This window comes from Fibrobacter sp. (assembly GCA_024398965.1).
Lineage (GTDB): Bacteria > Fibrobacterota > Fibrobacteria > Fibrobacterales > Fibrobacteraceae > Fibrobacter.
Window position 1 is genome coordinate 61,549 of record JAKSIF010000006.1, and the last position, 16,404, is coordinate 77,952.

Here is a 16,404-nt window from a genome sequence, read left to right on the forward strand (position 1 = left end):
AAAAATGAACTGCAAGTGTATTCAGTGTGGCAAGGATTTCGAGGAACGTGTTGGCATGGGTCTTCTGGAAGGCCCTTGGGCAATTCGTGCCCGCAATAAGATCGGCAACATCTGCTTGGAATGCCAGACTGAAATCGCCTCTACAAAGAAGGGCCGGCGTAGACTTGCCTGGTGGAAGTTGAAGATTGCGGTTCGTTGTTCCCGAATATTTATTGGCCTTGCGATTGTGTTTGCCGCGCTGACTTACGGCCTTGCCGTGTACGTGCTCTAAGCTAGACTCTATTTCTTTTTGTACTCGGCCATGACCATGCCGGTCACGATGGCTGCAGCGCCTGCGATGGCCACCGCTGAAATGTGTTCGCCGATGGTGAGGGCTGCCGTGATGATTGTAATCAGTGGCAGTGCGTAGATGTAGTTGGATGCAAGGACTGTTCCCAGCTTATCCATTACTTTATTCCAAATCAGGTAGCCGAAAAGATTGCTGAAAATGCATAGGCAGAGGAAGTTGCCGATGACCACCGGCTCCTTGAAGGCATCCCAGGGAATGGGGTGTGCAGCGAAACGTCCTTCGGTTCCGAGGCCGAAGTAGTCCAGTGCAAAAATCGGTAGGGATGTCAAAAAGCCGTAGAAGAAGATTTTTCTAATGGCGAAAAGCGTGGAATACTTGCTACGGACTTTTTCTGTACTGTAGGCGTAAACGGTCCAGGCGATAGCGGCGCAGAAGGCCAGCATGTCTCCAACAGGCGAAAGCTTCAGGATGAACTTTCCATTGAGCACCACGAGAATCATTCCCACAAAGGTGATGAGGGATCCTGCAATCTGTCGGGGGAGCAGTTTTTCTCGCTTAAAGATGAAAATGCCTGCCAGCATGATGAGCAGCGGGTTGGTACACACGATTAGGGAAACGTTGCTGCTCTGGGAAATGGTGAGCGCCGTATTTTCTGCCCAGAAGTAGATGGTGCATCCGGTGATGCCGCCAAGAATAAAGAACAGTTCGTCTTTCAGGGAGTCCGCACGGAACCTTAAGTGGCGCATCCCAGCCAGCAGGAGCATGAGGTAGGTGGCTGCGAAGCGGATGGTGAAAATCTGCACCGCGGAAAAGCCGTGGTTGATCAGTACCTTGGTGCTGACAAAGCTGGTTCCCCAGAAAGTAATGGTTGCAATGGCAAGAATGTGCCAGATGGCCATGGAACCGGAGGAGTTTTTTAAGCCGATTTTCACGAACTCAAATATAAAAATCAAAAAAATTATATTTGGGGTGACACTTTTACCTCCCTGTGGTGTTTTACAGGTATGAACAGGCAAGATTTTGCAGATAGAATGGCTTTTTCCAAGGTTTACGAGACCTTCGCACCGATGGTGATGCGCCGTTGCCTTGCTCTCCTGAAGGATGAGGCCGAAGCTTGCGATATGATGCAGAATGTCTTCCTGAGGATTTACACAAACCGTAATACCTTGGACTTGTCATCTCCTTCCAGCCTTCTTTGGAATACGGCTACTCGCCTTTGCCTGAACCGTATCCGCGATAAGAAACGTAGGGGGCTGGATGTAGACTGCAGCGAAATGCTATTGCAGATTGCTGACTTTGATGACGAGCTGGAGGCTTACGAGTCTGCAAGTCTTCTCAAGAAGATTTTTGCCAAGGAGCCCGAGTCTACCCGCACCATGGCTGTGTTGCATTATGTCGACAATATGACTTTAGAGGAAACCGCGGAAGCCGTCGGGCTTTCTGTAAGCGGTGTCCGTAAACGTCTCCGCACTTTGCAGGAGAAGGTCAAGAACTTGGAGGTGAAGTAATGAAATTTGACGTTCGCATTCCAGAATTGAAATTGGAACAGTACCTTCTGGGAGAACTTCCGGAAGATGAAATGAAGGAACTTCGTCAGCGTGAAGAAGCGGATGAAATCTTTGCCGCTCGCGTGAAGTCCATGCGTGAACAGAACGCAAAGATCCTTCAGGAAAATCCCTTTGAAAAGTTGGCTGACAAGATGGCTGCTTCCGATGTGGATGGTTCCGCCGGCAGAAACATTGTCTCCCTTATGCCGCTGTTGACGAAGGTGGCCGCTGTGGTAGTGGTTGCCCTTGGGATTATGTCTGCGGTGTTCATGATGAACCGCGACCAGGCTACCTTGATGAATACAAACGACGAGGGCGCCGTCATGGATGTAGCCATGGCCGATATTTCCTCGGATACTCGCATCAAGGGCATGAATGCCCGCATGGAAATCTGGAAGAAGTCCGAGTCCGGGATTGTGCAGCTTGGCGACAAGGACGTTGCATCCGAAGGCGATGAACTTCAGCTGCGCTACGCCGTTCCTGAAAAGTGCTACGGCATGCTTCTGAGCATGGATGGCAACGGAGTGTTGACAGTCCACATGGGAAACGAGAACAAGGCCATCGCCCTGGAACCTGGCAAGATGACGTCTCTGCCCTTTGCCTACAAGCTTGACAACGCCCCTCATTTCGAGAAGTTCTTCTTGCTTACATCCAGCAATGAATTTGCAGTGGATGGAAAGAATATCGACAAGTCCCTTAAGCAGGCTGGCCTGAATGTTGTCAGCATGACCTTGCGCAAGGATGGGGGTAAGTAATGTTTAGAGGTGCCGTCAATACTTTTATGACCTTGATGGGGCTGACCTTTTTGTTCCTGTTAGGTGCGGCCGGTTTTTCTCACGCTGCCGACAATTCCATTGACCGCTATGTCTTTGCCATCAGTGCCAATAATGGTGGCAAGGGCCGCCCTGTGCTGCGCTATGCTGAAAGCGATGCTAAGGCTTTTGCTTCTGTCCTTAAGGATATGGGCGGCGTACAGCAGAAGAACATCTTCTTGATTCGTGAACCCAGCGTTTCCTTCCTGAACAGCCGTCTGGATGATCTCGATAAGATGATTGCCCAAGGCAAGGGCAAGAACGGTCGCGACGAAGTGCTGGTTTATTACAGCGGCCATGCCGATGAAAAGGGCCTGCGCCTTGGCAGCGAACTTTATGCTTGGACGGAGTTCCGTAAGCGTGTAGACGCTTTGGGCGCCGACGTGAAGATTGCTGTGATTGATGCCTGCGGCTCCGGTGCCATTACCCGCGCAAAGGGTGGTGTGGCGGTTCCCGCCTTTATGGTGGACCAGAGCAGCGATATGAAGGGCTATGCCTTTATTACCAGCAGTACTCAGGATGAAGCTAGCCAGGAAAGCGACAAACTTCGCGGCAGTTTCTTTACCCACTCGCTGGTCAGCGGTTTGCGTGGAGCTGGTGACATTAGCGGAGACGGCAAGGTTACCCTTTCCGAGGCATACCAGTTTGCCTTCAATGAAACCTTGCTGCAGACCGAAACTACAATGGGCGGCGCCCAGCATCCTAGCCGTGATATGAATCTTGCTGGAACAGGTGACGTGGTCATGACGGACTTGCATACCACAAGTGCGGTTCTTGACTTGGACGAGAATATTGAAGGTCGCCTCTATATTCGTGATGAAAATGGAGAACTTGTTGCGGAATTGAACAAGAAGGCTGGCCGTCCCATGAGTCTTGGGCTTTCGGAAGGCAAGTACACCGTGAATCTGCAACGTGGCAATGATTACATGGGTGCGTCTGTGGAAGTGGTGAACGGACGTCGTGAAAAACTGGCCAGGGCAAACTTCAGTGACGTGGCTGCAGAAAAGACGGTGGCCCGTGGCGAACTAGGGGGCAAGAGGTCTTGCGCAAATGGCGATTCCGTCATGTGTTCTCTTGACTCGCTTGACCATAGCGCAACATTTCGTACCACATTCAATGCGGTCGATAAGGATACTCTTCCCCGCAAGGGCTTGCAGATAGGCGTCTTTACCTCTCTTACGACGGATTACATGATCGGCGGTCAGTTGAGCTTATTTGTAAACGCTTCCAAGAAAGAAATGCATGGCATCCAGGTTGCAGGCATTGCCAACATTAGCCGCGATCATATCGAGGGCGCTCAAATTTCCAGTATTGTGAACTACGCAGGAAGTTTTGATGGATTGCAATTATCCCATATCAACATCGCGAAGGATAATTCCGAGGGTGTTCAGATTTCCACCGTAAATCTGGCTTTGGATTCGCTTAGCGTTGTGCAGGTGGGTGCCATCAACTACGCTGGTTACGTACCTGTCCAGGTAGGCTCCATCAATGTGGCCGGAGCATCGGATGTTCAGGTGTCTGCCATTAACGTCGCTGCTTCCGTGGAGAAAACCATGGTAGGTGCAATCAATGTGGCGGGCCATAACAACTCCGTGGACGTGGGTGTCATTAATGTGGCAGGTTCCTCAAAGGGTCGCCAGATTGGTCTTATCAACGTGTGTGGCAATTGCGAAAATACACCTATCGGCCTTATCAACATTGTTGGCAACGGTGTATGGAGCGCTTCGGGAATCTTCAACGAGATGGGTGGTACCGGTGTCAAGCTGGACCTGGGTACGGCCTACTTCTACACTAGCTTTGAAACGTCCCGCAACTTCAAGGATGGTCGCTTGCTCAAGAGCTATGACGATATCTGGGAAGACGGTTTTGGCGTTGGAACCCACTTTGGTATGTACGGCCATCACTTTGCACTGGAATACATGTTCCTGAATGTGGCTGATAAGTATAAGGGCAGCTATGGCGGAAGTGATGAAGATGACGAGTTCGCCTTCCATCACCGTATTCGCCTGGGTGCAACATCCAAGCTGTTGCCTGGTGTGGGTCTGACCGGTGGCCTGTCCCTTAATTTGACGTCCAAGGGCTATGCAGATAGAAATCCCTTGAAGCCTCTGGGTGAATACCATGATGATTTCGGCTCGAAAAAGCGAGAAGCCCGTTTCTGGCCGGGATTCTATACTGGCCTGACCTTAGGAAGGTTTTAACAGGCCTTGATTCAAAAATTTATCGTTACCTTGCCATATAACCAAAAGTTTATATATTTCTTACATAAGCTTTTGGGTGTGGTATGTTGCAAGAAATTTTGATTGTCCGTCAGAATGAGGCTGAGGCCAATAAGACTGTTGCCAACGTGTTGTTGGCAACCTTCTGTATTTTTACTGTCATTCTGATTTTGAACCTGTGCAAGGTTTTCATTATTGATCAGTCGGTCATGATTGCGGCTTATGGGATCAGTGCACTGCTTCTGTTAAGCCCCCAGTTGCTCAATCGCCTTGTAGAACCGTCCAATCCAAGGCTCAAGTTCGTATACATCGTTCTCACCAACCTTTTTCTTTTTGTTATCGAAAGCACCCTTTCTTTCCACGTGATTGTGGTGTATGCTTACCCCATTGCCATTGCCAGCCTCTATTTCTCGAAGCGGGTGACGATGTTCGGCCTTGTCTTTACGACTCTTGTTTCTATAGCGGGGCAGTTCTCCGGATTCTTTATGAATTGCGTTCCGGATCAGAACTTTTTGGTAATGAAGCGTCTTGTGCTGTTTAGCGTTCTTCCTCGAACCTTGTGCCTTTGCAGTTTTGGCTACTTGATTTACTTTATTTCCGAACGTACCACAAGGCTTCTGGATCATCAGATTAACGACATGGCTCGAATTAAGGAGCTGAACAAGGACATGGTTCTTGGTTTCGCCAATCTTGTAGAAAGTCGTGATGAAAGTACCGGTGGCCATGTAAAACGAACCAGCCGTTATGTGGAATTGCTTGCTCGGGAACTTGAAAAACGTGGCATATACAAGGACATCGTGAATGCCGAGTTTATAACCAATTTGGTGAGTGCTGCTCCTATGCATGATATCGGCAAGATGTCCATCCCGGATCATATCCTGCAGAAACCGGGCAAGTTGACGGATGAGGAATACGCCATCATGAAGACCCATGCCGAAAATGGCGGCAGGATTATCAAGCAGACCTTCTCCCACATTGGAGACGATAACTATCGTCAGATGGTGTACGAGGTGGCCCGCTATCACCATGAAAAGTGGAACGGCAAGGGTTATCCCGAAGGTCGATCCAAGCAGGAGATTCCGTTGGCTGCCCGTATTATGGCGGTTGCCGATGTTTTCGATGCGGTTTCCCAGAAACGTTGCTACCGCGAGGCGATTCCTGTGGAGGAATGCTTCAATATTATTGAAAAGGGTAGTGGTTCTGACTTTGAACCCCAGCTGGTTGATGCATTCCTTGGCATGAAGGACAAGATTCTTCGAGCCATGGACGAAGTTCAGGGCTAGTTCTCTTAAGGCTTCGCTAGGCGTCTGCCTGCTTCATGTAGTTGTTGTGAATAGCGATGATATCTTCCTTGATGTCGAGGAAGAGCTGGGCGATTTGCGGGTCGAAGGACTTGCCTACGCCCATATCAATGATTTCAAAGCAGGATTCCAGGGGAAGTGCGTTTCTGTAGCAGCGCTTTTCTGACACGGCATCAAATACGTCTGCCACGGCCATGATTCTTGCGGCAAGAGGAATATTTTCGCCGGCCAGCCCTGCCGGGTAGCCACTGCCATCCCATTTCTCGTGATGGTGTGTGGCCACTTCGTAACAGATCTTGGTGTATTCTTCGCTGCTGACATTGGCGAAGGTTCTGCGGACAATTTCGCCTCCCTTCAGGGAGTGGGTTTTCATTGTGTTGAATTCTTCTTCGGTAAGTTTGCCGGGCTTTTGAAGAATGGAATCAGGAATGGCGATTTTTCCGATATCGTGCATAGGGGCGGCCATTCTCAGATTGTTGACGAAGTCCTTGGTCATGATGTCTGCGTGGAGGTTTCTACGCTGCATTTCCATGGCGATTCGTTCCACATATAACGAGGTTCGCTTGATGTGCCCGCCTGTGTTGTCGTCGCGGTTTTCTACCAGGGTTGCGAATCCCATGACCATTTCATCCTGGTAGTGGTTCAAGTCGCGAATAACTGGATTTTCACTATTAAGGTATATGCCGCCAACAAGCAGGGTAACGCCCGCGGCAGTTATGAGCAGGTCCGGGTAGAGGAACTTGATGAAAACAATGATCAGAAGGGAGATCCCGTAAAGGATGATGCTGACCTGCTTTCGTTTTTCGATGAACCGCAGTTTCTTGAGGAACACCACCAGGGATGCGATGGCGTAGAGGGTCGCCATGATGTAGCAGGCGTCGGCAGCAAATCCTTCGCAGTTGTAGGAAAGATCGCTTTTAACGTAGTGCAGCTGGTCCAGGTTGGTGAGGACTACAAGAAGGTTGATGATGAGAGGACTGTAAAGCAGTATCTTGATCTTCCGGGATTTGGGATAACAGTCCACCATATGCAACAGGTAGCAGAATACAAGAAAGACAACTGCATCGATGCTTGTAAGGAAGAAGAAGTGTGCCCACTTGTTGGCCCATGCAGAAACTGTGTCCAGGTTGTTGACCGTGTAGGCAGAAAGACCGTCAAAAATGAATTCGATTACGGCGCAAACAACAATCCACTTGAAGAACCTGGAGGTCTTTCCCAGGTTGAGATTCCTTGTCTGGATGCTGGAATTAATCAGCACATAGGCAAAGAGAAGTAGACAGCATATTTGAAGAACGCAGAATATCATTTTTTAACCAAACACAAACCATCATGAAACATAAAAATAAAGATTTTCGGTGTAAATGAAGGATTTTCAAATTTGTTGAAAAAACATCCATTTAGGGTAACACTTTATCGGGGTGTCGGTGTTTTATGGGTGGGAATAGACAAGTCAAGTTTCTAAATTTGTATGGAAGCTGAGAGAAATAGGTTGAAACCAGTGTTTTTAAGAATCGTTGCGCTTTTGCTGGCCTTGCCTTTGTTGGTTTTGGCTCAGGATGGGGCTGCTCTTCAAGCAGATGCCCCTCGCACGATTCTTTTTTACGGCGTTGTCCAGGATACTTCGTTTTCCGCAGGTGAAAAACTGAATGTGGAAATTCTGGAATCCGGTGAGGCGATCCAGACAACGGTAGGCGAAAATTTCCAGGTAACGCTTCCCGAAGACACTCTCTGGAATGTGTGCGTTACTAATTCCGATACTTCCGGCGCCGAAAAGGAAAAATGCTATGAGCTGGTTTATACGGGTCAGGATTCCGTATTTAGCCATGTGCTCGGTGACGCGGGCTTGACGGACTCTACCGCTGAGCCGCCAGCGATTCCTGCTGAAATTGCTTCCGCTGGCAATGATCCGCTCGAAAAGGGTGCTGGCGCGAATGCTTCTGCAGATCCGGGGGCTGCTGCAGCATCGGGTGCAGAAACTTCGAATGCTGCGGATTCAAACGTTGCGGGTTCCAGTGCCTCCGCCCCGAAGGATAGTTCCGACGATGTGGATGTGGACGCCCTTCTTGCCGCAGGCAATAACGGCAAGGTGACCGAGATGAAGAAGGTGGTGGTGCAGCTGCGCCGCCGCCCCAAGCGAAAGGCCGGCGAGTCTGTTGTTAGCGCCAAGTCCATCAAGCGCATGCCTGGCCTTGGTGAAGCCGACGTGATCCGTAGTATCCAGCAGTTGCCTGGTGTGGTGGCAAGTTCCGACTTCAGCACTAAAATTTACGTTCGCGGCGGCGCAGCGGATCAGAACCTGTTCCTGTACGATAACGCGGTAGTGTACTCCCCGACGCACTTCTTTGGCTTGTTCAGCACCTTCCTGGTGGAAACTATCGACGGTGTCGAGTTCTACAAGAGCGGTTTCCCGTCACAGTACGGCAATCGCCTCAGTTCTGTGCTGAAGATGGATGGACGTGCAGGCGGTAACGATACCACCGAGGAATGGTTCAGCCGATCTGGTTTCAAGATCAGTACCTTTGCGGCCCAACTCCATACCGAAGGCCACAAGGGAAACGCCCGCTGGATTCTTGCCGGGCGCACAACCTACATCGGCTACATTCTGGACTTGTGCAATGCCATCGGCCTTCTGGACTTAGACATCGATTATGAATTTGTAGACTTGCAGGGAGACTTCATTTACGACTTTACTCCCGATACCCGTGTCAAGTTTAGCTTCTACGTGGGCAAGGATGTTCTGGCCTTTGACCCCCTTTATGTGGACTGGGGCAATGTAGCCATTCCCATCAATATCACGCACCGAATTGATGGAGACTGGGATTATAATGCAACGTTTGCGTTCAGCCGTTTCTACCAGACCATGGAATTGACGGACCTGATTCATATCGGTCAGGACCTTTACACCTTTGCGGGTAAACAGTGGCTCAACTTCCGCGGTATCGATAATCATGTGCTGACCATGGGTTACGAACTGGAGTATGACTGGGACAAGTTCTACGAATACATTTCCAGTATGAGGGTGACGGACATCCAGAAACCCTTGCATCATGTGCTTTACGGTCAGGATGCCTGGCGACTGAATGACGACTGGGTGTTTACTTACGGTCTGCGCCTGAATTACCAGGATCTTTCAAAGGACTTTGGCATTGAACCTCGAACCTCACTGGTGTGGTCCATTGACCAGACAAAGACCCTTGAGTTCTATGCCGGTCATTATCTGCAGTATATGAATTCCATCATGTTTGGTGATGGGGAATCCTTGAATGAGTTCTACTATCCGTCGGTGACCACTTCCAAGGGCAAACATCTGGAACCCGCCCGCTCCAACCTCTTTGCCGTGGAATACAAGCAGGCCCAGATTGCCGATGAATATGATTTTACTGCAGGGGCCTATTTCAAGACACAGAACAACTTGAACACTTTCATGATGCAGCAGGATTCAACGGATGAAACCGCGTCGGATGACTTTTTGCTGGCAGATAACTTTGGAACGGCCGAGGGCTATTCCCTGGGTTACGAACTTTCCCTGCGAAAGGAAAAGGGCGCTGTCTTCGGCGGTATCAACTGGAGCCAAAGCCTGAGCGTTCTAAAGTCGAACGATGGAACGAAGGCCTATTTCCCCAGCTGGCATCAGCCCTACGCGGTAAAACTTGATGCGGGCATCAACTGGAAGGGCGATGAAAATGCTATCTGGCCTCACGAAATCAAGGGTCGCTACTTCAGGTCTTCCGTAGTGCTAAAATATTCTGCAGGTATGCCTATCAGCGAATACAAGGGATACTTCTACGAACAGAAGATGGAAGATCAGAAGTATCGCGAAAATATCCAGGTGATTCCCGGCTCCCGAAATGCGGGCCGGCAGACGGACTATTTCCGCATTGATGTGAAGGCCATCGATATCGGTCGCGAAAACAAGTGGAACTTTAGCTGGACTATCATCAACTTGACCGATCATGACAACATGTTCTACACCTACTACGATACGAGAAAGAACCCGCCGGAATATAATTCTATTTCTCAGTTCCCCTTTTTGCCTATTATGCTGAACTATGAGTATTACTTCTAAACGTCATCCTGAGCGGAACGCGAAGCGTGCAGTTGAAGGATCCAGGGCGGTTCTATACTTGTTTTTTGCGTTCCTTCTCGCGGCCTGCGATTTCCAGGGGCCGTGGAGCTACTATCCGGAGGAGACGGAGGTTTACCAGGGTATTTATACCTTCGGCTACATCGTTGCCGATGAATCTCCATACGTGTGCTTCTCCAAGGTTTATGGATTGACGGAAAGTTCTGCTGAAAATTTTGCCTTCTATGATAGTGCCTATGTGACCGTGTCTGGATTGTTCGGTGGTGCGGTTGCTAGTGAAATTGGCGAGGAAAATTCTAATAGCGGTGATTCCTTGATCGTCTTGAAAGCGATGGACGGAAAACCTAATTGCTTTGTTTATGACAGACGTTGCTATTGGATGGGTGATAGAATTTTTTGCAGTCGAGAAGCAAAGGTAGGCATTCCCGGCGAATCCTACACGCTGAATGCTGTCTTTAAGTGGGATAGCGCAGGCAGCAAGGTCACTACCGAAATGAAGTCCGTTGCGAAGATTCCGACAAAGATTCACGCCAAGGGAGTTGTTCCTCCTAGCGAGAAGAATGATGCAAAGTTTGTGGAAAACAAATACGATCGTCTGTCCTTTGAATTCCTGGGTTATCCCAATGACATGCTGACGTACAAGATTCCTATGGAATACGATGAAACCGTACGTGGAATCCAGATGGTCATGGAGTACGATAGTGCTAATGGCGGCGAATCCATGAATACCACCATGATGAATATGCTGTCGGCCTTTACGGAACCGGACTCCATGGGCTATGCTTACATGTCCATGAAACGTCCTGAAGAAAAAACGGCCAGCATGGGCTTTACCACCCGCATGATGTTTGCTGGCATGAATACGCTGGATACCATGGAATATCCGGGTATGACAATGCCCATTGGAAAATCTGTCATTCGCTTTTACGCAACGGACCAGGCTTACTCAGATTACCAAAATACGGTGCTGGATGCCATTGAGGATCCCCGGGTGGTTCCCAAGAGCAATGTGGAAAATGGCATGGGCGTATTCGCCGGCATGTTGAAGGATTCCCTGCTGATGGAAGTGACTACAGATGAATTTGTGCCCTTTGAATATATGGGCCGAGAAAATTGTTTCCGTGAAGGAGGCATGGGAGAACACGAAGCTTTTGAAACCAAGTGGTGTCGCCTGAACAAGAAAGATGTTTGCGTTGCAACTGCTGGAGGATGGTCCAATCTGCGTTTAACCAGTGTGCATCCAAGGTGTGTTGCTGCATATGTTGGATTGTTGATCTGGTATGAGCCAGAGGTTGAACAATGGCAAAATGAAATAGATCGATTGGCAAAGTTCAATGATGAGTGGTGGGGCGAGGCTTCAAATAGAGAAAAAGTTGTCAAGAACAAGGAAGCCATCAATGCCGAAGCCTTGCTGAACTATTGCATGGAATACAACTTTGAAAACAACAGCGTTGCCTCTTGTGACGCATTGCGTGAGCAATGTCAGGAGTCCTTGGAAAAGACAGCCTGTAAGGATTCCTTGTGGCAATGGTGTTCCGATCACGATTGGAATATTGAGGAATACAAACAGTGCGGAACAGCCTTGGTTAGCCGCTACTATTTGGAAAAATTGGAGTCTCCTATCCTGAAGCGTGTTGTGGACCTTTGGTGCGAAGAAAATCCAAAGGATATGCAATGTAAACGGTAACAGAATTTGTATGTTAAGGTGTTGAAGAGAATGAAAAGTGAAATATTAAAAATGAAGATAAAACTACTGACAGTTCTTTTGTTTACAGCGGTGTTTGCAGGCAATGCCTTTGCGGACGTAGATTCGGATATTCGTGATCTGCAGTTAGAAAAGGAAAAGCTGAATAGCGAAATCGCAAAGCTGAATTCCCAGATTGCAGCTACCGATTCCATGCTGAAGGCGGATGACGCTCGCTACAAAACTTTGCAGGAACGCTATAAGAACGATTCGGAACGTCGCAAGTCCGAAATCGATTCCTTGAATGTAAAGATCAAGGACGTTGCTGCCCAGCTGAACGATGAACGCAATAAGCAGGCTCGCGCCAAGAACCGCAGTGAGAATGTTACGTCAAAACGTAAGGCGCTGATGACGGCCCTTGCCTCCATTGGCAAGCAGCTGGAATTCCAGATTTCCCAAACTCTTCCCTGGGACCGTGAAACCCGTCTGGATCGCGCCAAAGCCTTGACCCGTGATATTGAAAGTGGCAACGCCTCTGCAGAGGAGGCTTTCTCCCGCATGAAGGCTCTCATTGCCGAAGAAACCAAGTTCGGTGATGAAGTGTCCATCATCAATTCTCCGCTGACCCGCAAGAACGGCGAACTTATCAATGCCCAGATTCTTCGTATCGGAAATCAGTGGATGGTCTATAGCGATGACAACGGAACGGTTTATGGCTCCCTGGTTCGTAAGTGTGCTAAGGCCGAAGGAACTGCAAATAAGGACTGCGCCGCTGTTGAATACGAATGGAACGAAGACTTGAATCTGGAAGAACGCGCCGCCGTGAAATTTGCCATCGATGTAAAGCAGGCCAAGAAGCCGCCTCAGATGGTGACACTGCCTGTAAGCCTTTCTGTGGTAGGGGAGGGTAAGTAATGAACAACGAACAGTTAACAATGAACAATGAATGTTCTTGCACGAATCATGAACCGTTGAAAGTGAAGAACTGTTGTGGCTTTATGTCTCGGATATTCTATGTAGGCATCCTTGTTGTTTCCCTCTGTTCCTCCGCTTTTGCCTGGCCTTGGTCCAGCAAGGAGCCTGCTGTAGACAGTGCCCGCGTTCGGGATTCCCTGAAGCTGATGGAGTACAAGGAACTGCAGCGAGAAGTGGATGCGTTGGCCCGCATTCGCCTGCAGAAGGCCGACTCCCTTGAAAAGCTGGAGGCGGAACACTGGCGTAAGCGCTATAACGAAACGCAGCTGACTGAGGAACATCAAACGGAGACTCGTGAACTGGATGGCCGTTACTCCAAGCTTTCTACGGATCTTGGCCGCGTGACGGAAGAGGTCATGGCCAGCAAGGACGTGACTACCGACGCCGAAGAAAAGGCGAAGTCCGACGAATCCGCCTACGACGCCTTGAATACCCAGGTAAAGCTTGCTGTAGACAAGTCCCTGGGCGAAGTCACCGGTGACTATCCCGTGGGAATGAACGATCGTCTGTTACGTTTGAAGCAGGCTCAGAACGAAGCCGACGCAAAGACTCCCAATACGCTTTCTGCCATGCGGCTTTTCCTTAACGATCAGCTGTTACGTCATGAGCTGACTTATACCCAGTCCTATGGCAAAACAGTTTCTCAGGTAGGTTCCCGCCCCGATGTGAACGTTAACCGACTGCGTTTGGGTACGGTATTTTTAGGCGAAGTTGCTACGGACGGTTCCGCTGGCGGTGTGGGGGAGGTTCAGGCCCTGCTCCGCTCCGGCGCTCTCCAGGGTAAGATTTTTGAATGGAATAATACGCTGCCTGCAGAAATGTCCACAGGCATCCGCAGCGCCGTAAATGAAGTCAATGGCGGTTCCGCCTCTGTCGTGTCCATTCCGCTGGATGTTCTTCAGAATAAGGCTGTGAAGAATTCCATCAGCGATACCAAGGAGCTGACTTTCAAGGAAGAGCTTCAGGCATTCTTCAAGAAGGGCGGCATCGTGATGTACCCGCTGATGGCCGTGGCTATTTTCGCCTTGCTTCTTTGCCTGGAACGTTTCATTGTCCTGATGTATCGTGGCCGCATCGGAAATCGCTTTGTCAAGAAGATTCACACCATGGTTAACGAAAAACGTTATGACGACGCAGCCAATTACTGCCTCAAGCGTGAAAGCAGTCTTTCCATGGTTCTGTTCGCCGTTCTGAACAAGGCTCGCGATGGTCGTGAGTTTGCGGAAAAGTCCCTGCAGGAAGCCCTGCTTCGTGAACAGCCCAAGTTGGAACGTCGCATGGGGCTCCTTGCCGCTATGGGTTCCATCGCTCCGCTGTTGGGCTTGCTTGGTACGGTGACGGGTATTATCACCTTGTTCAACGTGATTACCGAGGTAGGAACCAATGATGCCCGCGTTCTTGCCGGTGGTATTTCCGAAGCTCTTGTGACAACAGAAACTGGCTTGATCATTGCGATTCCCGTGATGATTCTTCATGGTCTTTTAAGTGAAAAGATCGAGAAGGTGACCAGCGAACTTTATGTCCAGAGTACAAGCCTTTTGAACAAGATTTTCCCCAAGGAAGACTAATAAAAGAAATATGAAGTATTAAAAAGGAAAAACGAATTCTAGAATTTTTTCGGTTTGATATTCTTCGTCTTTCACCTTTCGCTTTTCATCACATGGATAACAACTTGTACATCTTTATAGAAGCGCTCCGCGGTACTTATGGTGCCGGCGGTGTGGTGATGCTTCCGATTTTAATAACCGGAGTTATTGGCTTCTACTATCTGTATTCAACTTGGATCCGCATCGGCCGTGATTCCTTCCGTAAGGATGTCCATAAGGTGATTGACCGCCTGCGTAAGGATTTGCAGGAAAGCGAAAGCGGTCGTGCCCGTACCGCTCGCAGGCACTTGAAGAAACGTGGTGGCATTGTGGCCCGTGAGCTTCACTTGGCCTTGAAGGTTGCGCTGGATACGCCCAGGGATTACCGCGATTACATGCAGGTGCGCATGATCAAGACGGTGCGTTACATGCAGCAGGGAACCCATATCATTTCTGTGATGGCCGCCGCCGCTCCGCTGCTTGGCCTGCTGGGAACTGTGACCGGCATGGTGTCTACCTTCGAGGTGATTACGCTATACGGAAACCAGAATCCCGTTCTGATGGCGGATGGTATTTCCGAGGCTCTGATTTCTACCCAGAGTGGATTGCTGGTGGCATTCCCTCTGACTCTTTTGAAACAACGTTTGGATGAACGAATCGATTATCTGACGCAGCAGTTGGAACTGGGTGCAACGGTAATCGAAAACTATTTGTCAAGGAACTGATTATGGATTTTAATCTCCCGCGACGCAAGCAAAAGGACATGGGCATTGATATGGGCCCCCTGATGGACATTGTGTTCATCTTGCTGATTTTCTTTGTGGTGACCTCCAGCTTTACCCGTGAAACTGGCGTGGACGTGACCAAACCCGAGGCCCAGAGCGCAAGCCAGCTTGAAAAGGAGAACATCCTTATTGCCATTACCCGAGAGGGGACGATTCATATTAACGAACGCCAGGTGGACTTGGCCAGCCTTCAGGATATTTTAAAACAGACCTTGGCGAAAACGCCCGACAGGGAAGCGGTGGTGATTGCGGACAAGGGCGCTGAAACAGGTGTACTTGTCCAGGTGATTGACGCCTGCAACTTGAGCGGCGTGAAGAAGGTCTCTATCGCGGCCCAGGCGGACTAGCATTAATTATGAATTACGAATTATGAGATTTGAATTGATTGTTGATGAATTTGGAAGGTCTTGATTTTGATAAAGAAGTTGGTTAAACGTTTTTCTGTATTGATCGTTGCGATCCTCAGCAGTCTTCTGCTGGTGTTTTCCGTGACGGTTGCCAACCTGTTCATTTCGGGAAAGATGAGCCAGCAGAAAAAGTATGTAAAGACCGAGGTGGCGGTAAAGAAGCCTGAGGAAGTCCAGAAGAAACAGGAACAGAAAAAGCCTGCCCGAAAGCCCAACCGCCAGAAGTCCAATTCCAGAAGCCCCAAGGCTGGGCCCCGCATGGCTATGAACTTGGGAACTGCGAGCGCCGGCGGTGGCGCTGCCATTAGCGAAAACCTGGTGGCGGATTTTCGCGGGGGAGCCATGTCAACAGAATCTGGTGATGTGGACAAGAAGCCTACCAGCCGTTCCATGCCCAATTTCCAGGTGCCGCCCCAGATTCGAGACCGCGAGATTGATGCAACCCTCCGTTTAAGTTTCTGTGTGGATGTAACGGGACGCGCTTACGATATTAGAATCATCGAGGAGTCTCCGGTTGGCTCCGGCTTGGCGCAAGCTGGCCGGGAAGCGCTGAATCGCATGACCTTTGAACCTGCAGAAAAAGATGGCAAGTCGGTGCCCTTCTGCGGAATGGAACAACCGTTTGAGGTGAAGTTCCATGACTAGATTAGTGGAAAGTGTAAAGATTAAAGGTGAAAGAACTTTGGATTTGAATAAAACCAATTTGAGCTTGAGC

The 16,404-nt window shown here is 49.4% G+C and carries 14 protein-coding genes; 12 read left to right on the forward strand and 2 right to left on the reverse strand.

From position 1 onward, the window contains the following. Positions 1 to 4 precede the first annotated feature (4 nt). Positions 5 to 271 carry a hypothetical protein gene (locus MJZ26_04300; GenBank protein MCQ2104996.1) on the forward strand — a complete coding sequence of 89 codons (267 nt, stop codon included), beginning with the start codon at positions 5 to 7 and terminating at the stop codon, positions 269 to 271. Positions 272 to 279: 8 nt separating this feature from the next. Here the strand turns inward: MJZ26_04300 and MJZ26_04305 are convergent, their stop codons facing one another. Further along, the gene (locus tag MJZ26_04305) at positions 280 to 1,221 is read right to left on the reverse strand and encodes a DMT family transporter (protein ID MCQ2104997.1); all 942 of its coding nucleotides are present in this window, start codon (positions 1,219 to 1,221) and stop codon (positions 280 to 282) included. A 99-nt stretch (positions 1,222 to 1,320) separates the two neighbouring features. On the opposite strand from MJZ26_04305, the gene MJZ26_04310 reads away from it, so the two are divergent. The 4 genes from MJZ26_04310 to MJZ26_04325 all read left to right on the forward strand — a co-directional run bounded on the left by MJZ26_04310 (position 1,321) and on the right by MJZ26_04325 (position 6,150). Then, on the forward strand, positions 1,321 to 1,797 hold the full coding sequence (locus MJZ26_04310) for an RNA polymerase sigma factor (GenBank protein ID MCQ2104998.1): 477 nt from the start codon (positions 1,321 to 1,323) through the stop codon (positions 1,795 to 1,797). Beyond that, positions 1,797 to 2,591, forward strand: coding sequence for a hypothetical protein (locus tag MJZ26_04315; protein MCQ2104999.1), 795 nt, complete (start codon positions 1,797 to 1,799; stop codon positions 2,589 to 2,591). The genes MJZ26_04310 and MJZ26_04315 overlap by 1 nt, the downstream gene beginning before the upstream one ends. After that, the gene (locus MJZ26_04320) at positions 2,591 to 4,849 is read left to right on the forward strand and encodes a caspase family protein (GenBank protein ID MCQ2105000.1); all 2,259 of its coding nucleotides are present in this window, start codon (positions 2,591 to 2,593) and stop codon (positions 4,847 to 4,849) included. Before MJZ26_04315 ends, MJZ26_04320 begins: the two co-directional genes overlap by 1 nt. Positions 4,850 to 4,932: 83 nt before the next feature. Next, positions 4,933 to 6,150: an HD domain-containing protein gene (locus tag MJZ26_04325; protein MCQ2105001.1), complete on the forward strand. Its 1,218-nt coding sequence runs from the start codon at positions 4,933 to 4,935 to the stop codon at positions 6,148 to 6,150. A gap of 16 nt (positions 6,151 to 6,166) precedes the next feature. On the opposite strand, the gene MJZ26_04330 is transcribed toward MJZ26_04325, so the two are convergent. After that, complete coding sequence (locus tag MJZ26_04330; protein MCQ2105002.1) at positions 6,167 to 7,474, reverse strand: HD domain-containing protein; 1,308 nt, start codon at positions 7,472 to 7,474, stop codon at positions 6,167 to 6,169. A gap of 192 nt (positions 7,475 to 7,666) precedes the next feature. Between MJZ26_04330 and MJZ26_04335 the strand changes: the two genes are divergently transcribed. From MJZ26_04335 to MJZ26_04365, 7 genes are all read left to right on the forward strand, one after another. Next, positions 7,667 to 10,234 (forward strand): TonB-dependent receptor plug domain-containing protein, encoded by a 2,568-nt coding sequence (locus MJZ26_04335; protein MCQ2105003.1) that lies wholly within the window; start codon positions 7,667 to 7,669, stop codon positions 10,232 to 10,234. Continuing rightward, on the forward strand, positions 10,218 to 11,939 hold the full coding sequence (locus MJZ26_04340; protein ID MCQ2105004.1) for a hypothetical protein: 1,722 nt from the start codon (positions 10,218 to 10,220) through the stop codon (positions 11,937 to 11,939). Before MJZ26_04335 ends, MJZ26_04340 begins: the two co-directional genes overlap by 17 nt. A 51-nt stretch (positions 11,940 to 11,990) precedes the next feature. Beyond that, the gene (locus MJZ26_04345; GenBank protein ID MCQ2105005.1) at positions 11,991 to 12,851 is read left to right on the forward strand and encodes a DUF3450 domain-containing protein; all 861 of its coding nucleotides are present in this window, start codon (positions 11,991 to 11,993) and stop codon (positions 12,849 to 12,851) included. Next, positions 12,851 to 14,479, forward strand: coding sequence for a MotA/TolQ/ExbB proton channel family protein (locus tag MJZ26_04350; protein MCQ2105006.1), 1,629 nt, complete (start codon positions 12,851 to 12,853; stop codon positions 14,477 to 14,479). The genes MJZ26_04345 and MJZ26_04350 overlap by 1 nt, the downstream gene beginning before the upstream one ends. A gap of 92 nt (positions 14,480 to 14,571) precedes the next feature. Further along, positions 14,572 to 15,222, forward strand: a complete 651-nt coding sequence (locus MJZ26_04355; protein ID MCQ2105007.1) for a MotA/TolQ/ExbB proton channel family protein — start codon at positions 14,572 to 14,574, stop codon at positions 15,220 to 15,222. 2 nt (positions 15,223 to 15,224) lie between these two features. Then, complete coding sequence (locus MJZ26_04360) at positions 15,225 to 15,629, forward strand: biopolymer transporter ExbD (GenBank protein MCQ2105008.1); 405 nt, start codon at positions 15,225 to 15,227, stop codon at positions 15,627 to 15,629. 66 nt (positions 15,630 to 15,695) lie between these two features. Next, positions 15,696 to 16,334, forward strand: a complete 639-nt coding sequence (locus MJZ26_04365) for an energy transducer TonB (GenBank protein ID MCQ2105009.1) — start codon at positions 15,696 to 15,698, stop codon at positions 16,332 to 16,334. Positions 16,335 to 16,404 lie beyond the last annotated feature (70 nt).

Bases quoted from the DNA above. Each gene is read 5' to 3' on its own strand.
- MJZ26_04300 (MCQ2104996.1), top strand. From the start codon at position 5: ATGAACTGCAAGTGTATTCAGTGTGGCAAGGATTTCGAGGAACGTGTT.
- MJZ26_04310 (MCQ2104998.1), top strand. From the start codon at position 1,321: ATGGCTTTTTCCAAGGTTTACGAGACCTTCGCACCGATGGTGATGCGC.
- MJZ26_04315 (MCQ2104999.1), top strand. From the start codon at position 1,797: ATGAAATTTGACGTTCGCATTCCAGAATTGAAATTGGAACAGTACCTT.
- MJZ26_04320 (MCQ2105000.1), top strand. From the start codon at position 2,591: ATGTTTAGAGGTGCCGTCAATACTTTTATGACCTTGATGGGGCTGACC.
- MJZ26_04325 (MCQ2105001.1), top strand. From the start codon at position 4,933: ATGTTGCAAGAAATTTTGATTGTCCGTCAGAATGAGGCTGAGGCCAAT.
- MJZ26_04330 (MCQ2105002.1), bottom strand. From the start codon at position 7,474: ATGATATTCTGCGTTCTTCAAATATGCTGTCTACTTCTCTTTGCCTAT.
- MJZ26_04340 (MCQ2105004.1), top strand. From the start codon at position 10,218: ATGAGTATTACTTCTAAACGTCATCCTGAGCGGAACGCGAAGCGTGCA.
- MJZ26_04345 (MCQ2105005.1), top strand. From the start codon at position 11,991: ATGAAGATAAAACTACTGACAGTTCTTTTGTTTACAGCGGTGTTTGCA.
- MJZ26_04350 (MCQ2105006.1), top strand. From the start codon at position 12,851: ATGAACAACGAACAGTTAACAATGAACAATGAATGTTCTTGCACGAAT.
- MJZ26_04355 (MCQ2105007.1), top strand. From the start codon at position 14,572: ATGGATAACAACTTGTACATCTTTATAGAAGCGCTCCGCGGTACTTAT.
- MJZ26_04360 (MCQ2105008.1), top strand. From the start codon at position 15,225: ATGGATTTTAATCTCCCGCGACGCAAGCAAAAGGACATGGGCATTGAT.